This window comes from Enterococcus sp. LJL90 (assembly GCF_056924355.1).
Genome location: NZ_JBXPBQ010000004.1, coordinates 1 through 12873, shown reverse-complemented (window position 1 = coordinate 12873; position 12873 = coordinate 1). Strand labels below are relative to the sequence as shown.

15 protein-coding genes, 1 tRNA gene and 1 rRNA gene are annotated in these 12873 nt (G+C 41.6%); 5 read left to right on the top strand and 12 right to left on the bottom strand.

The annotated features are described in order from the left end of the window. Window positions 1-2: 2 nt before the first annotated feature. The 6 genes from holB to dnaX form a co-directional block, all read right to left on the bottom strand. Window positions 3-962, bottom strand: a complete 960-nt coding sequence (holB, locus tag AC1Z3S_RS10220; protein WP_461740297.1) for a DNA polymerase III subunit delta' — start codon at window positions 960-962, stop codon at window positions 3-5. Window positions 963-1041: 79 nt separating this feature from the next. Then, window positions 1042-1371 carry a cyclic-di-AMP receptor gene (locus tag AC1Z3S_RS10215; RefSeq protein WP_265458790.1) on the bottom strand — a complete coding sequence of 110 codons (330 nt, stop codon included), beginning with the start codon at window positions 1369-1371 and terminating at the stop codon, window positions 1042-1044. A 17-nt stretch (window positions 1372-1388) separates the two neighbouring features. Further along, window positions 1389-2036 (bottom strand): dTMP kinase, encoded by a 648-nt coding sequence (gene tmk, locus AC1Z3S_RS10210; protein WP_265458788.1) that lies wholly within the window; start codon window positions 2034-2036, stop codon window positions 1389-1391. A gap of 66 nt (window positions 2037-2102) precedes the next feature. Further along, window positions 2103-2699, bottom strand: a complete 597-nt coding sequence (gene recR / locus AC1Z3S_RS10205; protein ID WP_461740296.1) for a recombination mediator RecR — start codon at window positions 2697-2699, stop codon at window positions 2103-2105. A 39-nt stretch (window positions 2700-2738) separates the two neighbouring features. Next, window positions 2739-3053: a YbaB/EbfC family nucleoid-associated protein gene (locus tag AC1Z3S_RS10200; protein ID WP_265458786.1), complete on the bottom strand. Its 315-nt coding sequence runs from the start codon at window positions 3051-3053 to the stop codon at window positions 2739-2741. 29 nt (window positions 3054-3082) lie between these two features. Then, window positions 3083-4831, bottom strand: a complete 1749-nt coding sequence (gene dnaX, locus AC1Z3S_RS10195) for a DNA polymerase III subunit gamma/tau (protein WP_461740295.1) — start codon at window positions 4829-4831, stop codon at window positions 3083-3085. Between the two features lie 283 nt (window positions 4832-5114). Between dnaX and AC1Z3S_RS10190 the strand changes: the two genes are divergently transcribed. The 3 genes from AC1Z3S_RS10190 (at window position 5115) to AC1Z3S_RS10180 (ending at window position 8351) form a co-directional block, all read left to right on the top strand. After that, window positions 5115-6371 (top strand): SPFH domain-containing protein, encoded by a 1257-nt coding sequence (locus AC1Z3S_RS10190; protein ID WP_461740294.1) that lies wholly within the window; start codon window positions 5115-5117, stop codon window positions 6369-6371. A gap of 121 nt (window positions 6372-6492) precedes the next feature. Beyond that, window positions 6493-7611 carry a TFIIB-type zinc ribbon-containing protein gene (locus AC1Z3S_RS10185; protein WP_461740293.1) on the top strand — a complete coding sequence of 373 codons (1119 nt, stop codon included), beginning with the start codon at window positions 6493-6495 and terminating at the stop codon, window positions 7609-7611. After that, on the top strand, window positions 7608-8351 hold the full coding sequence (locus tag AC1Z3S_RS10180) for a TPM domain-containing protein (RefSeq protein ID WP_461740292.1): 744 nt from the start codon (window positions 7608-7610) through the stop codon (window positions 8349-8351). The genes AC1Z3S_RS10185 and AC1Z3S_RS10180 overlap by 4 nt, the downstream gene beginning before the upstream one ends. A 63-nt stretch (window positions 8352-8414) precedes the next feature. On the opposite strand, the gene AC1Z3S_RS10175 is transcribed toward AC1Z3S_RS10180, so the two are convergent. From AC1Z3S_RS10175 to AC1Z3S_RS10165, 3 genes are all read right to left on the bottom strand, one after another. Then, a complete protein-coding gene (locus tag AC1Z3S_RS10175; RefSeq protein WP_461740291.1) occupies window positions 8415-9245 on the bottom strand; it encodes a VOC family protein in 831 nt (276 codons plus the stop codon). 181 nt (window positions 9246-9426) lie between these two features. Further along, window positions 9427-10386, bottom strand: a complete 960-nt coding sequence (locus AC1Z3S_RS10170) for a D-2-hydroxyacid dehydrogenase (protein ID WP_461740290.1) — start codon at window positions 10384-10386, stop codon at window positions 9427-9429. 9 nt (window positions 10387-10395) lie between these two features. Next, the gene (locus tag AC1Z3S_RS10165; RefSeq protein ID WP_461740289.1) at window positions 10396-10719 is read right to left on the bottom strand and encodes a nucleotide pyrophosphohydrolase; all 324 of its coding nucleotides are present in this window, start codon (window positions 10717-10719) and stop codon (window positions 10396-10398) included. Between the two features lie 155 nt (window positions 10720-10874). Between AC1Z3S_RS10165 and AC1Z3S_RS10160 the strand changes: the two genes are divergently transcribed. Both AC1Z3S_RS10160 and AC1Z3S_RS10155 read left to right on the top strand, forming a co-directional pair. Beyond that, window positions 10875-11216, top strand: coding sequence for a hypothetical protein (locus tag AC1Z3S_RS10160; RefSeq protein WP_461740288.1), 342 nt, complete (start codon window positions 10875-10877; stop codon window positions 11214-11216). A gap of 17 nt (window positions 11217-11233) precedes the next feature. Beyond that, window positions 11234-11395, top strand: a complete 162-nt coding sequence (locus tag AC1Z3S_RS10155) for a hypothetical protein (protein WP_461738399.1) — start codon at window positions 11234-11236, stop codon at window positions 11393-11395. A gap of 340 nt (window positions 11396-11735) precedes the next feature. Here AC1Z3S_RS10155 and AC1Z3S_RS10150 read toward each other — a convergent pair whose 3' ends face one another. The 3 genes from AC1Z3S_RS10150 to rrf form a co-directional block, all read right to left on the bottom strand. Further along, window positions 11736-12173, bottom strand: coding sequence for a hypothetical protein (locus AC1Z3S_RS10150; protein ID WP_461740287.1), 438 nt, complete (start codon window positions 12171-12173; stop codon window positions 11736-11738). Window positions 12174-12670: 497 nt separating this feature from the next. Further along, window positions 12671-12744, bottom strand: a tRNA-Asn gene (locus tag AC1Z3S_RS10145). 10 nt (window positions 12745-12754) lie between these two features. Continuing rightward, a 5S ribosomal RNA gene (gene rrf, locus AC1Z3S_RS10140) occupies window positions 12755-12870 on the bottom strand. Between the last annotated feature and the right edge of the window lie 3 nt (window positions 12871-12873).

Genomic DNA, 12873 nt, shown 5'->3' with positions numbered 1-12873 from the left:
GATTAGAGATTTTTTTTAAGAGTCTCGGCTGTGATTTTCAAAGCCAATTGCTCACAGAGATTTTGAAAAGAAACATTGGCACCAAGTTTTTGCTCAGCTGTCAAAATCAGCTGAATCTGTTGAATAATGTCGGCAATTTTTTGCGGCAGTCCTTGCTTGACTGCCTCCTTTAAATAACCTTGGTAGAAATGCAACAAAATACTCAAGCCCTGCTGCTGCTGATTTTTTTCTTTAAAAATCGTCAACAATTTCTTTTGGACATAGATAAAACTTTGCAAATCACGGTTTTTTAAATAATTAAACCATTGCGTCATAGATTCTTTAGCTTCATTAAACCATTCATCTTGGGAGATTTCAACTGCTTTATCATAACTATTTGTCAAATCGGTTAAGAGGGCAGCCGACTGTTTACCGATACCTTGCGCCTGTAATTTTTCCTGCAAAACTTTTTTTGAGAGACTCTGAAAATGCAAAATCTGACAGCGGGATTGAATCGTCGGTAAAATCCTTGCCAGGGCCGTTGTCTCCAAAATTGCCAAGAAACCACCAGCCGGTTCTTCTAAAAATTTCAGCAGGCTGTTAGCGGCACTGAGATTCATTTTCTCTGCATCCTTTAAAATGAAGACCTTGTGCTGGCCTTCAAAGCCACTCTTAGAAAATTCCGTCTGCAGCTCGCGAATTTGATCGACTTTAATCGTCTGACCGTCAGGCTCCACCACTAGCACATCTGGATGAATTCCTTCGTCAATTCGGGTACAGTTATTACAGACATTGCAGGGCTGATCATTAATTTTTTGCTGGCAGAAAATTTCTTTTGCCAGCCATAACGCCGCCTGATCTTTGCCGGTCCCCCGGTCCCCTTCAAAAAGATAAGCATGGGCTAATCGCCCATGCTTCACACTTTTTAATAATAGAGCGGAAACTAGCGGCTGCGTTTTAAAAAAAGCCGGTGTTTGTTCCATGTTAGCTGCTCCTTATTTCTTCAAAAATTTAGTAGCTCTTTGACTGCCAAAAATGACAGCCAGCTAATCGTATTGCTTCTTAATACTGATGGAAGCCTTCAACTGGCAAGACGAAAACTGTTGCTCCGCCAACTTCCACTTCCACTGGATAAGGAATTTGTCCATCCATTGAAATATCTAACGTCACAGGTGTCGAAACATATTGTTTTCTCGATTGGCAAGTTCTTTCGATTAACTCTAACGTTTCCGGGACCCGCTCGTCTTCAATTCCGACGATAAACGTGCTGTTGCCGGCTTTTAAAAAGCCGCCGGTTGAAGATAATTTTGTTGCCCGAATGTTGGCATCAATAAATTCATTGGCTAAACGGTTGCTGTCTTTATCTTGAACAATAGCTAAAACAATTTTCATAGTTCTACACCTTCCTTTTAGTTAATTGAAAAATACTCAGGATAACGGGTTAAAATGGCATCAAGGCATTCATTGACGACGGCTGGCAAACTCTGGGTTGCATTGACTTTAGTAATTCGTTGGGGATTTTCTTCTGCCAAACGCAGATAAGCGTGGCGTACCCGCTGATGAAATTCCAAGCCTTCTGAATCCAAGCGATCCACCTGATGACGGCGATTAGCCCGAATCCGCCGCAGGCCAGTATCAGAATCAACATCCAAATAAAGCGTAAAATCAGGCGTTGTTCCTTCAGTCGCAAATTCATTGATTGAAGCAATTGCCGCTAAACCAATTCTGCGGCCAGCTCCTTGATAGGCCATGGAGCTGTCGACGAAACGATCACAGAGGACAATTTTGCCATCAGCTAAAGCCGGGAAAACTTTTTCAACTAGATGCTGGCGTCGAGCTGCTGCATACAAGAGAGCTTCCGTTCTTTCATCCATCGTTTCATGACGTGGATCTAAGATGATATTGCGAATTTTTTCAGCAATTGGAATGCCCCCTGGTTCGCGTGTTTTCAATAAGGGCCGTTTCGCTCTTAATTGTAATTTAGGATAAAGCTCTTCTAAGACACTCGTCTTACCAGCTCCATCTGGTCCTTCAATCGTGATAAATAATCCGTTCACGTTTTTGCCTCCATTTTTTCTAACCTGTTAAATTTATTGTAAAGGAAAACTGTAAAAAAAGATATACTAGAGCTCACGCCGGCCTTCCACGGCCTTCAATAACGTGACTTCATCAGCATATTCAATATCGCTGCCGACTGATAAGCCATGGGCCAAACGAGTCACTTTAATCCCCGCTGGTTTAATCAAGCGGGAAAGATAAATCGCCGTGGCCTCGCCTTCAGTCGTAGCATTCGTAGCAATAATCACTTCTTTGACCTGATCGTCATGCAGTCGCTGAATCAACGGGGCAATGTTGATATCCTCCGGCCCGGTTCCTTCCATCGGCGACAAAACACCGTGGAGGACATGGTACAGGCCGTGATACTCCCGCATTTTTTCAAGCGCCATCACATCTTTGGGTTCTTCCACCACTAAAATCATGCTGCGATCTCGGGTGGTATCTGCACAAATCTCACAGGGATCATCTTCAGTGATATTGCCACAGATACTGCAAAAATGTAAATCCCGTTTAACGCTTAAAAGGGATTTGGCAAATTCATTGACGACCTCATCCTTCATATCAATTGTGTAAAAGGCCAAGCGGGTGGCGGTCTTTTGACCAATCCCCGGCAGCTTCATGTAGCTGTCGATTAACTTAGCTATCGGTTCTGGGTATTGCATAGTTTTTAGCTCCTTTGACTTGTCTGCATAAACTAAAGTCTAGAAGCCAGGCATACCTTTCGTGTATTGTCCCATGGTCGCTTCTGTTTCAACTTCAATTTTTTCTAATACGTTGTTGACTGCCATCACAATTAAATCCTGCAGCATTTCAACATCCTCTGGATCAACGACACCTTCATTGATTTCAATGTCCTTCATCTTACGGTCGCCAGTAAAGACCACCTTGACTAAGCCATTTGTCGCTTCTCCGGTGAATTCTTTTTCATTTAAAGCATCCTGTGCCTTCACCATTTCTTTTTGCATCTTTTGTACTTGTTTCATCATGCCTTGCATATTTCCCATGCCTCGCATCATCTTCATCACTCCAATTTTATTAGTTTTAGTTAATCATCAACAACTGTGACCAAAGAGCCAAATAATTTTTGAGCCTCTTCGACACTTTCTTCGCTGTTTTGCGGCATTGCCACCTGATCTTCATTGCCGATTTCAGCAATCTGCTGAGGCTGCTCTTGAGCAATCGTGACAAAAGCCTGCCGCAGCTCAGGCCACGCCTCTTTTGGAATAAAGAGGGGCTCTGGTGCGTAATCCGTCGTTAAACGGCTGAGATTATTTTGCAGCGTCGCCTTTAAATTTACATCATCTGTGGCCCGCTGACAAATAATTTCATATTCAAAGGCCAGTAAAAACTTATTAGGACCCGCAGCAATTGGTTCGCTATGGCGCATCAGCGCTTTTTGCTGAACCGGCAGCATATCCAATAAATCTCCCCAGACTTGCCGCAGCTGATTCAAATTGTCTCGAGTAGCCTCCTGCAAAATTTGGAAAACCTGCTCTTTAGGAATCCGCATCGTCGCCGTTTTGCGATTTTCAGCTTTGCCGTTTGTAACAGGCTTTGCAGACACTGGCTGACCAGTGTCTTTTAATTGCTGTAATTCCTGTTGCAGCTGACTGATTTGCTGTTGCAACTGGCCAATCTCAGCTGTTGAAGCAAGCATCTCATCAGATGCTTGACTCTCAGCAACGAGTGCAGGCTGTGCTACTGGGCTGGCCGATTTTAAAGTCGCCAGCTTGACGGTGACAACCTCTAGATAAATATTCGGACTATTTGTAAAACGAACCTCACTTTGAGTTTCATTCAAAAGACGAATGTATTCGTATAAAACATCAGCCGGGATTTCTTCAGATAAGTTTTTAAAACTATCCGTCAGTTGACCGGACTTCTCTTCAATAATTTTTGGCGCCTGCTGATACATCAGTAAATCTCTACAATATAAAAGCATGTCCTCTAAAAAGCGGCGGGCTTCCTTGCCTTCAGCCAAAATTGCCGTCAAGCTTTCTAAAGCTCCCTCCACCTCATGATGAAAGGCTTGGCTCAGATATTGATCCATCATTTCATAGGTCAAACTACCGGTAACTGCCATTGCATCCGCCAAGGTAACTGTCCCATCACTGAAGGAAATTGCCTGATCCAAAATACTTAAAGCATCCCGCATCCCGCCTTCTGCTGCTCGGGCGATTACGAAAATTGCTTCTTCTTCAAAGGCCACATCAATTTCTTTTAAAATATGTTCCAAATGCTCAACGATATCCTGCACCCCAATCCGCTTAAAATCAAAGCGCTGGGTCCTTGAGATAATCGTCAATGGAATTTTATGGGGCTCTGTTGTCGCTAAAATGAAGATAACATTTTCCTTGGGTTCTTCCAAAGTTTTCAACAAGGCATTAAAAGCTCCAGTTGAAAGCATATGAACTTCATCAACGATATAGACCTTGTATTTAGCTTGAATAGGTGCATAATTGGCCCGGTCGCGGATAAAACGAATTTCTTCGACGCCGTTGTTACTAGCAGCATCGATTTCGATAACATCCTCCTGCCGGCCTTCGGTAATCGACAGACACATCTCACAATGATTGCAAGGCTCCCCGTCGACACTGTTGGGACAATTAATCGCTTTAGCAAAAATCTTAGCGGCACTGGTTTTCCCTGTCCCCCGCGGTCCCGTAAACAAATAGGCATGGGACGTTTTATGCTGGATAATGGCATTTTTTAACGTTTGGGTAATTGCCTTTTGCCCGACAACATCAGCAAAGCGCTGCGAGCGCCAGACCCGATATAAAGCTTGATAAGCCACGGCCTTCATCCTCTCAAAAAATCACTAGTATCTATTATAAGGGATTGCCGATAAAAAAACTACACTAAATCCCCAGCAAAATCTTCCCGTTGAAAGACTTAAGAGATAATTTATTTTTAAAGAAAATCTCCTTCATAGCCCACAAGAATCCCTCCTTGTTTACGTTGAGCTTCTAAAAAAATTCACGCTTTCTCCGCCTTAAGACCTACCGCTTAAAGCCTAGTGCTATGGTATACTAGGAGTAGCAAATTTTTTTGTAAACTAACCTGAGGAGGCTTTTCATATGGGTTTAATTAAAGCAGCAACAAGTACAATTGGTGGTGGCTTAGCAGATCAGTGGCTCGAGGTCATCGAACCAGCAGAATTAACCGAATCCACTTTGGTGACAACCGGCGTGCAAGTACGTCAGGACAGCAAGCGGGGAAGTAATCGCAAAGGGACTGAAGGGGTGATTACCGACGGCTCTGTAGTCCATGTTTATCCAAATACCATGATGCTGTTAGTTGATGGCGGCCGAGTGATTGACTACACCGCTGAAGAAGGCTACTACACTATCAAAAATGAGTTGGCGCCTTCAATGTTTAATGGCGATTTGAAAGACGCCATCAGCGAAACTTTTAGCCGTTTCAAATTCGGTGGCACCACTCCGCAAAAACAACAAGTCATCTATATAAATTTACAGGAAATTAAAGGTATCAAATTCGGCACCGCGACACCGATTAATTATTTCGACAATTTTTACAATGCCGAATTATTTCTGCGGGCTCACGGGACTTATTCAATCAAAGTCACTGACCCGATTTTATTTTATGCCAATGCGATTTCCAAATCTGCGCCGCAAATGGATGTCAAAGATATTAACGAGCAATATATGGCAGAATTCTTAACGGCCTTACAAGCCGCTATCAACCAAATGTCGGCTGACGGTCAGCGGATTTCTTACATCCCATCAAAAAGTATGGAACTTAGCCTATATATGGCGGATGTCTTAGATAAAAGCTGGCATGAATTACGGGGCTTAGAGATTGTCTCCGTTGCTGTGGCTAGCATTTCTTACACAGATGACTCCACTCGCCTAATCAATATGCGTAACGAAGGCGCGATGCTCGGCGACCCCGGCATTCGTGAAGGCTATGTTCAAGGATCTGTTGCCCGAGGAATTGAGAACGCTGGAAAAAATCCAAGTGGCTCTGGCTCTGCCTTTATGGGCGTGGGTATGGGGATGAACATGGGGGGCGATTATTTAAGTCAAGCTTCAAAAAATAATCAAGAAGCTGCCCAAAATCAACAGGCTCACCAACATAATCAGACCGGCGAACAAGCGGTCACTAATGACGCTACTTGGACTTGTCCAAATTGCCAGACAGAAAATACTGGCAATTTTTGCACCAATTGCGGCACACCAAAACCGCAACCCAAAGCGGCAGTTAAATTAGAAATGCGCTGTAGCGAATGTCATGAAATTGTCGATTTAACTAACGGCATTCCTAAATTCTGCCCTCATTGCGGCAAACCGTTTGTCGGAATTCCGGTAGAGTAAGAATACTTTGCACCCTTGAAAGACTGAAGCCGCTGTGAGCAATTCAGCCTACTGAAAAAGTGCAGCTGATACAACCTACTTCAGTCTTGATTGACTTATAACAAAAGAAACGAGGCCTTTTATGGATGTCCTGACATACAAATGTCCAAACTGCGGTGGCCCTTTAACCTTTAATCCAGAAGATCAAAAATTCCATTGTGATTATTGTTTGAGCATTTTCACCGAAGAACAAGTTAGCGCAGTAGCCAGCCAACAAGCGGCTGCTCAAATGGGCTCTGACACCGCTACTCAGACGATTGATGCAACCGACAGCGAACCAACTGCGGCGACCTTAACTGAAACAGAACCGGTTGAAGAGGCACAGCTGGATTTATTTTTATGCCCCAGCTGTGGCGCTGAAATCGTCACTGATACCACGACAGCGGCAACCTACTGCTACTATTGTCACAATCCGGTCGTCTTGTCAGAACGCTTAAGCGGAAAATTTTTACCGGACAAAGTCTTACCCTTTGCCGTTGAAAAAGAAGAAGCCGTTGAAAAATTTATTGCATGGACAAAAAAGAAATGGTTTGTCCCCAAAAATTTCTTTAATAAAGCGCAAATCGAAAAGCTAACTGGTGTCTATTTTCCTTACTGGGTAATCGATGCCAATTTAAAAGGCTCCCTCTCCGCCACCGGTACAGCCATCCGTGTTTGGCGGGTGGGAGATATTGAATACACTGAAACAAAAATTTACCAAGTGCAGCGGAAAGGCAAATTAGCCTTTTTCGACCTCGTAAAAAATGCTTTAAGTAAAAATACTCAGCAGAAGATGGTCCACATGGTCCAGCCCTTTCCTTTAGAAAAGGCTGTTAAATTTAAGTCCCAGTATCTTTCCGGTTTTCAAGCGGAAAAAAGAGACATTGAAATGCAGGCGCTGCAGGAAGAAGTCCGTGGCAATTTAAAGGATTATAGTGAAGACCTGCTGCGGGACACGGTTGCTGGATATGCTACAGTCACTAATGTCAATACAAACATTGCGATTGAAAATGAAAACAACCGCTATCTATTGCTGCCGGTCTGGTTAGTTACTTATCGTAGCAATGGCGACGGCAAAAAAGTTTATTTTTACGCTATGAACGGTCAAACCGGCAAAGTCAGCGGCATATTACCCATCAGCTCTGGCCGCCTCGCCTTAGCTAGTTTAGGAATTTTTGCTGTAGTCCTACTGATTGCCTTGATTGGGGGCTACTTTATATGAAAAAGCTCTTTTTAATTTTAAGTTTTTTGCTGTTTACTTGTCTTTTAGTTCAGCCAGTCAAAGCTAGCGCCAGCAGTGTCGAAGATAACGCTGGCTTATTCACGACTGAGGAAATTACCCAGCTTGATGAGGCAATCGACAATTTAAATCAGCACAGTGATGCTCAAATGTTTATTGTCACTAGCTCTACCAGTGTTGGGACAATTCGCAACTACGCAGATAATTACCTGCGGGACAAAGTTGGCAATAACAACAATGGTACGGTGCTGGTCATTGACATGGCTTCGCGAGAGGTCTACATTTCAACTTCAGGAAATATGATTGAGACCATCACGGATAGTCGATTAAACAAAATCTTGGATAATGTGCAGGGCAGCCTGCAGGATGGCGATTATTATGGGGCAGCCAATGATTACGTCAAAGGCGTGCGTCGCTATTTTGTAAAAGAAGTTACTTTGATAGAAGGAATTATTGCTGGTGTGATTGCCGTAGTCGCTGGCCTAGCCGTCTTTTTCACCAATCTTTCCCGCTATCAATTAAAGTTCGGTGGCTACAAATATCCTTTCCGAGAAAGATCTAGTTTGGACTTAGACACCCAAACTGATCAATTAGTTAATTCCTATATCACCACCCGTAGAATCCCCCGCAACAACAATAATGGTGGCGGTGGCTTCGGCGGCGGCAGTTCGACCCACTCCAGCGGCGGCGGCACATTCGGCGGCGGTGGACGCAGTTTTTAAGCAAAATAAAAACAGTTGCTATTGACAAATTTCACGCTGAAGCTTGTCACAGCAACTGTTTTTTTATTTGACTTTGTCAAACCACCATTCAAGGCCTAAGGTATCATAAATGGTGATAATCTGTTCTTTACCATCAATAAAGAAATCCTGCTGCAAAGCTTTCAAATGCTCCTTTAAAGCATCAAAGCTCGTCCCATCAACATCAAACTTCAAAAAGTCCAAGCCGTGAACTTCTTTTGTTGATAGACGGATTGGCTGGCTATCTCCTTGATGAAGCCCCACTTGAAAGTGACCTTCATTTAAAACAAAGAAGCCATGATTTTCATCTTGGGCAGTCAAGCCTAAGATATCTTGATAAAAATCCATTTGTTGCGCCACGTCTAATACGTGCAGATGAATTTTGTCAAAACGAACATCTTTAGAGAAATGAGGCATTTCGCCTTTTGCTTGCGCCAAAATAGCCGCTTCAGAAAGATTCTCAGTGGTTTCCCGCTGACCTTCTTTATGCTCTGAGCAAAAAAATTCAAACTCATTTCCCTCAGGATCAGTCACGACAAAGCCAAGACGACCGTGATTTTCCAAAGCTTCCTTAATTGGATACTCGGCTTTTTTTAGCCGGGCGTAAATTTCAGCAAATTCCGCCTCAGAAGGAATAATCATGGACACCCGCGCCATTTTCCGGGGTTGCCCCGCAAACTCATCGGCCCGAGGACTCTCCTCCAAGACTAGCAATTCACTGTCTTTATCAACTGTGCCAAAAATGGCTAACTCATTTTCTTCTCTCTTTAAGTAGAAGCCTAAAGTTTGAAAAAATTTTATTTCTAAATCACGATTTTTTACTCGAATAGCCAAACTTTTCAATTTCGTGGCTGGACTCAAAGCAAATGTTGTCATGCAGTTTCTTCCTCCTTTATATCCCAAAAGACATTTTACACATCTTAGCCTTTTTAAACAAGCAAAAGCCTGTCTGAGGGCGATTTTTTTTGAAGAAAGAGGAATAAAAACAGCATATTTTGCAAAAATTTATTTCATCTCTAAATAAAAACAGACTAGCTGCCACAAATTTTTGAAGCAATTAATTTACCTGATTTTTTATGTGACCTTCTAAAAAGCCTTTGACGTTGTCGACAGCAATCCCCATTGACCGCTGACGGCTCTCTACTGCCTGCCAGGCAATGTGAGGAGTCAAATAGCTATTCGGTGCGCTAAGCAGCGGATTATCGGCTTTAATCGGCTCAGTAGAGACTACGTCTGCTGCAAAAGCCTGCAGTTTGCCAGATTCTAAAGCCTCCGCCACAGCTGCCTCATCAACTAAGCCTCCCCGAGAAGTATTTAGCAAGATAACTCTGTCCTTCATCATCTTTATAGAATCCCCATTAATCATTTTTTCAGTGTCGCTGTTTTGGGGGACATGCAGACTGATGATATCCGACTGCTGATATAAATCCTCCAAAGAAACCTGCGTCAGCCAGTCTTCAGAAAATTCCTTCGGACGATGATTATAGAAAATAACTTTCATATCAAACGCATGGGCAATCTTAGCAGTTGCTCTAGCAATATGACCGAAGCCAATCATCCCAAAAACTTTCCCCTGCAATTCCATTAAAGGATGTTTAGTATAGGAAAAATCAAGACTATTTGTCCATTCGCCAGCGTGAACTGACTGATTATGCAGACCAACCTGATTGGCGATTTCTAATAATAAAGCGAACGTAAACTGAGCCACTGCCTCGGTAGCATAAGTCGGAATATTGGTCACGACAATCCCACGTTTTTTAGCCGCTTCAGTGTCCACCACATTATAGCCAGTCGCTAAGACGCCAATGTATTGTAAATTAGGTGCAGCAGCCAATACCTGCTCATTAATCGGGGTTTTATTCGTCAAGACTAGTTCAGCGTCACCAATTCTTTCGCTGATCTCTGCGTCGACATACGCCGTCCGCTCGTAGATTGTCACCTCGCCTAAGGCCTTTAAGTTATCCCAAGACAAGTCTCCAGGATTTAATACATGTCCATCAAGTACCACAATTTTCATTTCAGTCACCTACAATTCAGTATATTTTTGATGCGAAGCCCGACTTTTTTCCACCGGATATTTCTCCGCATTTTTGACTAATTTCTCCGCAATAATCTGCTCTATATCAAAATCCAAATTATCTGCTAGCATATAAGCATAAATCAGCACATCAGCTAATTCTTCCTTCAAGCGCTCCTGTTGTTGGACGGCTTCTTCTGCTGTCTTCCACTGAAAAAGCTCTAGTAACTCAGCCGCCTCCAAAGAAATCGACAACGCCAAATCCTTTTCATTATGAAACTGTCGCCAGTCCCGTTCGTCCCGAAATTGATTGATCTTATCCATTGCGTTCATTTTATCTAACCCCACTTTGGTTTTAGTATAGCGAATAAGCCATCAGAATGCCAAAATTACTTTCTTAATTGCTGAAAAAGTTACAGCGCATTTTTCATCAGTGCGAAGATTTTTTAACTTTGCTATACTGATAGTATCAATAAGGAGGCCATGCTATGAATCCATTACTAGACGAACTACTAAAACAACAATCCGAATTATACAATAAAGCACTTCCCGTTTACGAATTAGTTACCACCCGCAACTTTGATCGCGAACGGGCCTTACTCACCACCAACGAGTTCTATACTGATTGGCAAAAATTAGAAATCTTTTTATGGTTGCATCCAGAAATAGCCAACGAAAAGGAAAAAAACTTTCTTGCAGCCCTTGACGCCTTTTACGATGAACTAAAACAAGTCTTATTCAAAGAAGAAAAAGACACGGCTCAACTCTACAGCAAATTGAGCCAGCTAAAAGATGCCTTTGAAGCCTCAGATTGGTTTGACAAATTATAAAGAAGGATTTGATTCAGATGACACCAGAAGAAGTTTTAGAACGTTTAAAAGAAGAATTAGGTATTCCTCTCTTCAACGGCAAGATTGACGAAAAAACCTATAGTGAAGAAGATTACCAAAAACTTAAAAAAGAACTCAGTGACTATTTTGATAATTATGTTCGTAATGTTGAAAACTAGCCCATCGTCAATTAGACAGCAAAAAAAGCATTTTTCTAAATTAGAAAAATGCTTTTTTTGCTACTCTGCTCTTTTTAGCCAAAATACTTTAAAAGATTCATTATTATAAAATAACATAATAGAAAATGACTAAACTTTATTTAAATAACACATCATTACTCAAAAAATAATCTAGATAAACAAAAACCGCTGGTTGGTTAGGCCAGCGGAAAAGGAGTTTTTACCCCAAAAGGAGTAAAATGAAAAATAAAAAGGTTGTTGTTGGTTATGAATTTATAATACATCAAAATATCAGAAATTACATAATAAAATGATTAGAAAATAATTAAATTATTCACTTTTAACGGTTCAATAATATTTTTGTCATTCGCTCAATTGAAAAAACGATGACATCAGAGGCTTCGTCTTGCTTTTGTTCTGCTTGATCAAAGCCTTCAATGTTGACAGTTGCCGCATCTGGATTGATACTTTGGATCATTTCTTGACAACCCTCGACATAATTCATGTAAGCCTTTTCGAATTTTTTATGGATGCCCATGACTTTAGCTGGCGGCCGCAAAGTTTTGACTTTCTCCAACATCGTCTGGTATGAACTAGTCCCCGTTTCAAATTCATTAATAATTTGTGACAACTCTTCTGTAGTCAAATCAGACAACTGATCATTATCAATTCCGTTACGAATAATTTCGTAACTTGGATTCATTTCTCCACCAATCTTTTCAGTATCGTTAACAATGTCATTAATTGCCTGCACATAATAATTCAAATTTGGTCGCATAGACTTTTCCTACTTTCAGTTATTTGCATTTTAAGTTACTCTCTCAAATTTTACCAAAGCTCCATGCTAATGCCAACCTGATTTATTGAGAAATTTTAAACAGACGGTTTGTATTTTAAACACCTCAAAAGAATCTATTACATTGGGTTCATAAATGGGGGGGGATACAATTTTCGTAATTGTTTAGGAATAGTCCGATTCAAACGGTATCCTGACCGCATTGTCGATAAATTCAAAAAAACATTTTCGAAATCTGCTAACTGAAGACAAAAAAAGCTGCTAGAGTAAAGAGTTGTTAGCAACTTACCTTATTTCTAGTATTTTATTTTGTCCCACTAGTAACAATTGGCAAAAATATGAAATTATATAAAAAACCAGCAAACAATATACTTAATTGTCTGCTGGTACAAAATCGAAATTATTAAATTACTGTTTTCTAATAGTAATACCTTCTGAAAACAAAAAAAGATAGCTCAACTATCTTACCTTAGAAATAACTCCGGCAGTAGGACTCGAACCTACGACATCATGATTAACAGTCATGCGCTACTACCAACTGAGCTATGCCGGAATAAACAACTGCGTGGCGACGTCCTACTCTCACAAAGGGCAACCCTTCACTACAATCGGCGCTAAGAAGCTTAACTTCTGTGTTCGGCATGGTTACAGGTGTATCCTTCTCGCTATCGCCACCACACAA

Bases quoted from the DNA above. Each gene is read 5' to 3' on its own strand.
- AC1Z3S_RS10155 (WP_461738399.1), top strand. From the start codon at position 11,234: ATGACACCAGAAGAAGTTTTAGAACGTTTAAAAGAAGAATTAGGTATT.
- AC1Z3S_RS10175 (WP_461740291.1), bottom strand. From the start codon at position 9,245: ATGACAACATTTGCTTTGAGTCCAGCCACGAAATTGAAAAGTTTGGCT.
- AC1Z3S_RS10170 (WP_461740290.1), bottom strand. From the start codon at position 10,386: ATGAAAATTGTGGTACTTGATGGACATGTATTAAATCCTGGAGACTTG.
- AC1Z3S_RS10160 (WP_461740288.1), top strand. From the start codon at position 10,875: ATGAATCCATTACTAGACGAACTACTAAAACAACAATCCGAATTATAC.
- AC1Z3S_RS10165 (WP_461740289.1), bottom strand. From the start codon at position 10,719: ATGAACGCAATGGATAAGATCAATCAATTTCGGGACGAACGGGACTGG.
- AC1Z3S_RS10215 (WP_265458790.1), bottom strand. From the start codon at position 1,371: ATGAAAATTGTTTTAGCTATTGTTCAAGATAAAGACAGCAACCGTTTA.
- recR (WP_461740296.1), bottom strand. From the start codon at position 2,699: ATGCAATACCCAGAACCGATAGCTAAGTTAATCGACAGCTACATGAAG.
- holB (WP_461740297.1), bottom strand. From the start codon at position 962: ATGGAACAAACACCGGCTTTTTTTAAAACGCAGCCGCTAGTTTCCGCT.
- AC1Z3S_RS10185 (WP_461740293.1), top strand. From the start codon at position 6,493: ATGGATGTCCTGACATACAAATGTCCAAACTGCGGTGGCCCTTTAACC.
- AC1Z3S_RS10150 (WP_461740287.1), bottom strand. From the start codon at position 12,173: ATGCGACCAAATTTGAATTATTATGTGCAGGCAATTAATGACATTGTT.
- AC1Z3S_RS10190 (WP_461740294.1), top strand. From the start codon at position 5,115: ATGGGTTTAATTAAAGCAGCAACAAGTACAATTGGTGGTGGCTTAGCA.
- AC1Z3S_RS10180 (WP_461740292.1), top strand. From the start codon at position 7,608: ATGAAAAAGCTCTTTTTAATTTTAAGTTTTTTGCTGTTTACTTGTCTT.
- AC1Z3S_RS10200 (WP_265458786.1), bottom strand. From the start codon at position 3,053: ATGATGCGAGGCATGGGAAATATGCAAGGCATGATGAAACAAGTACAA.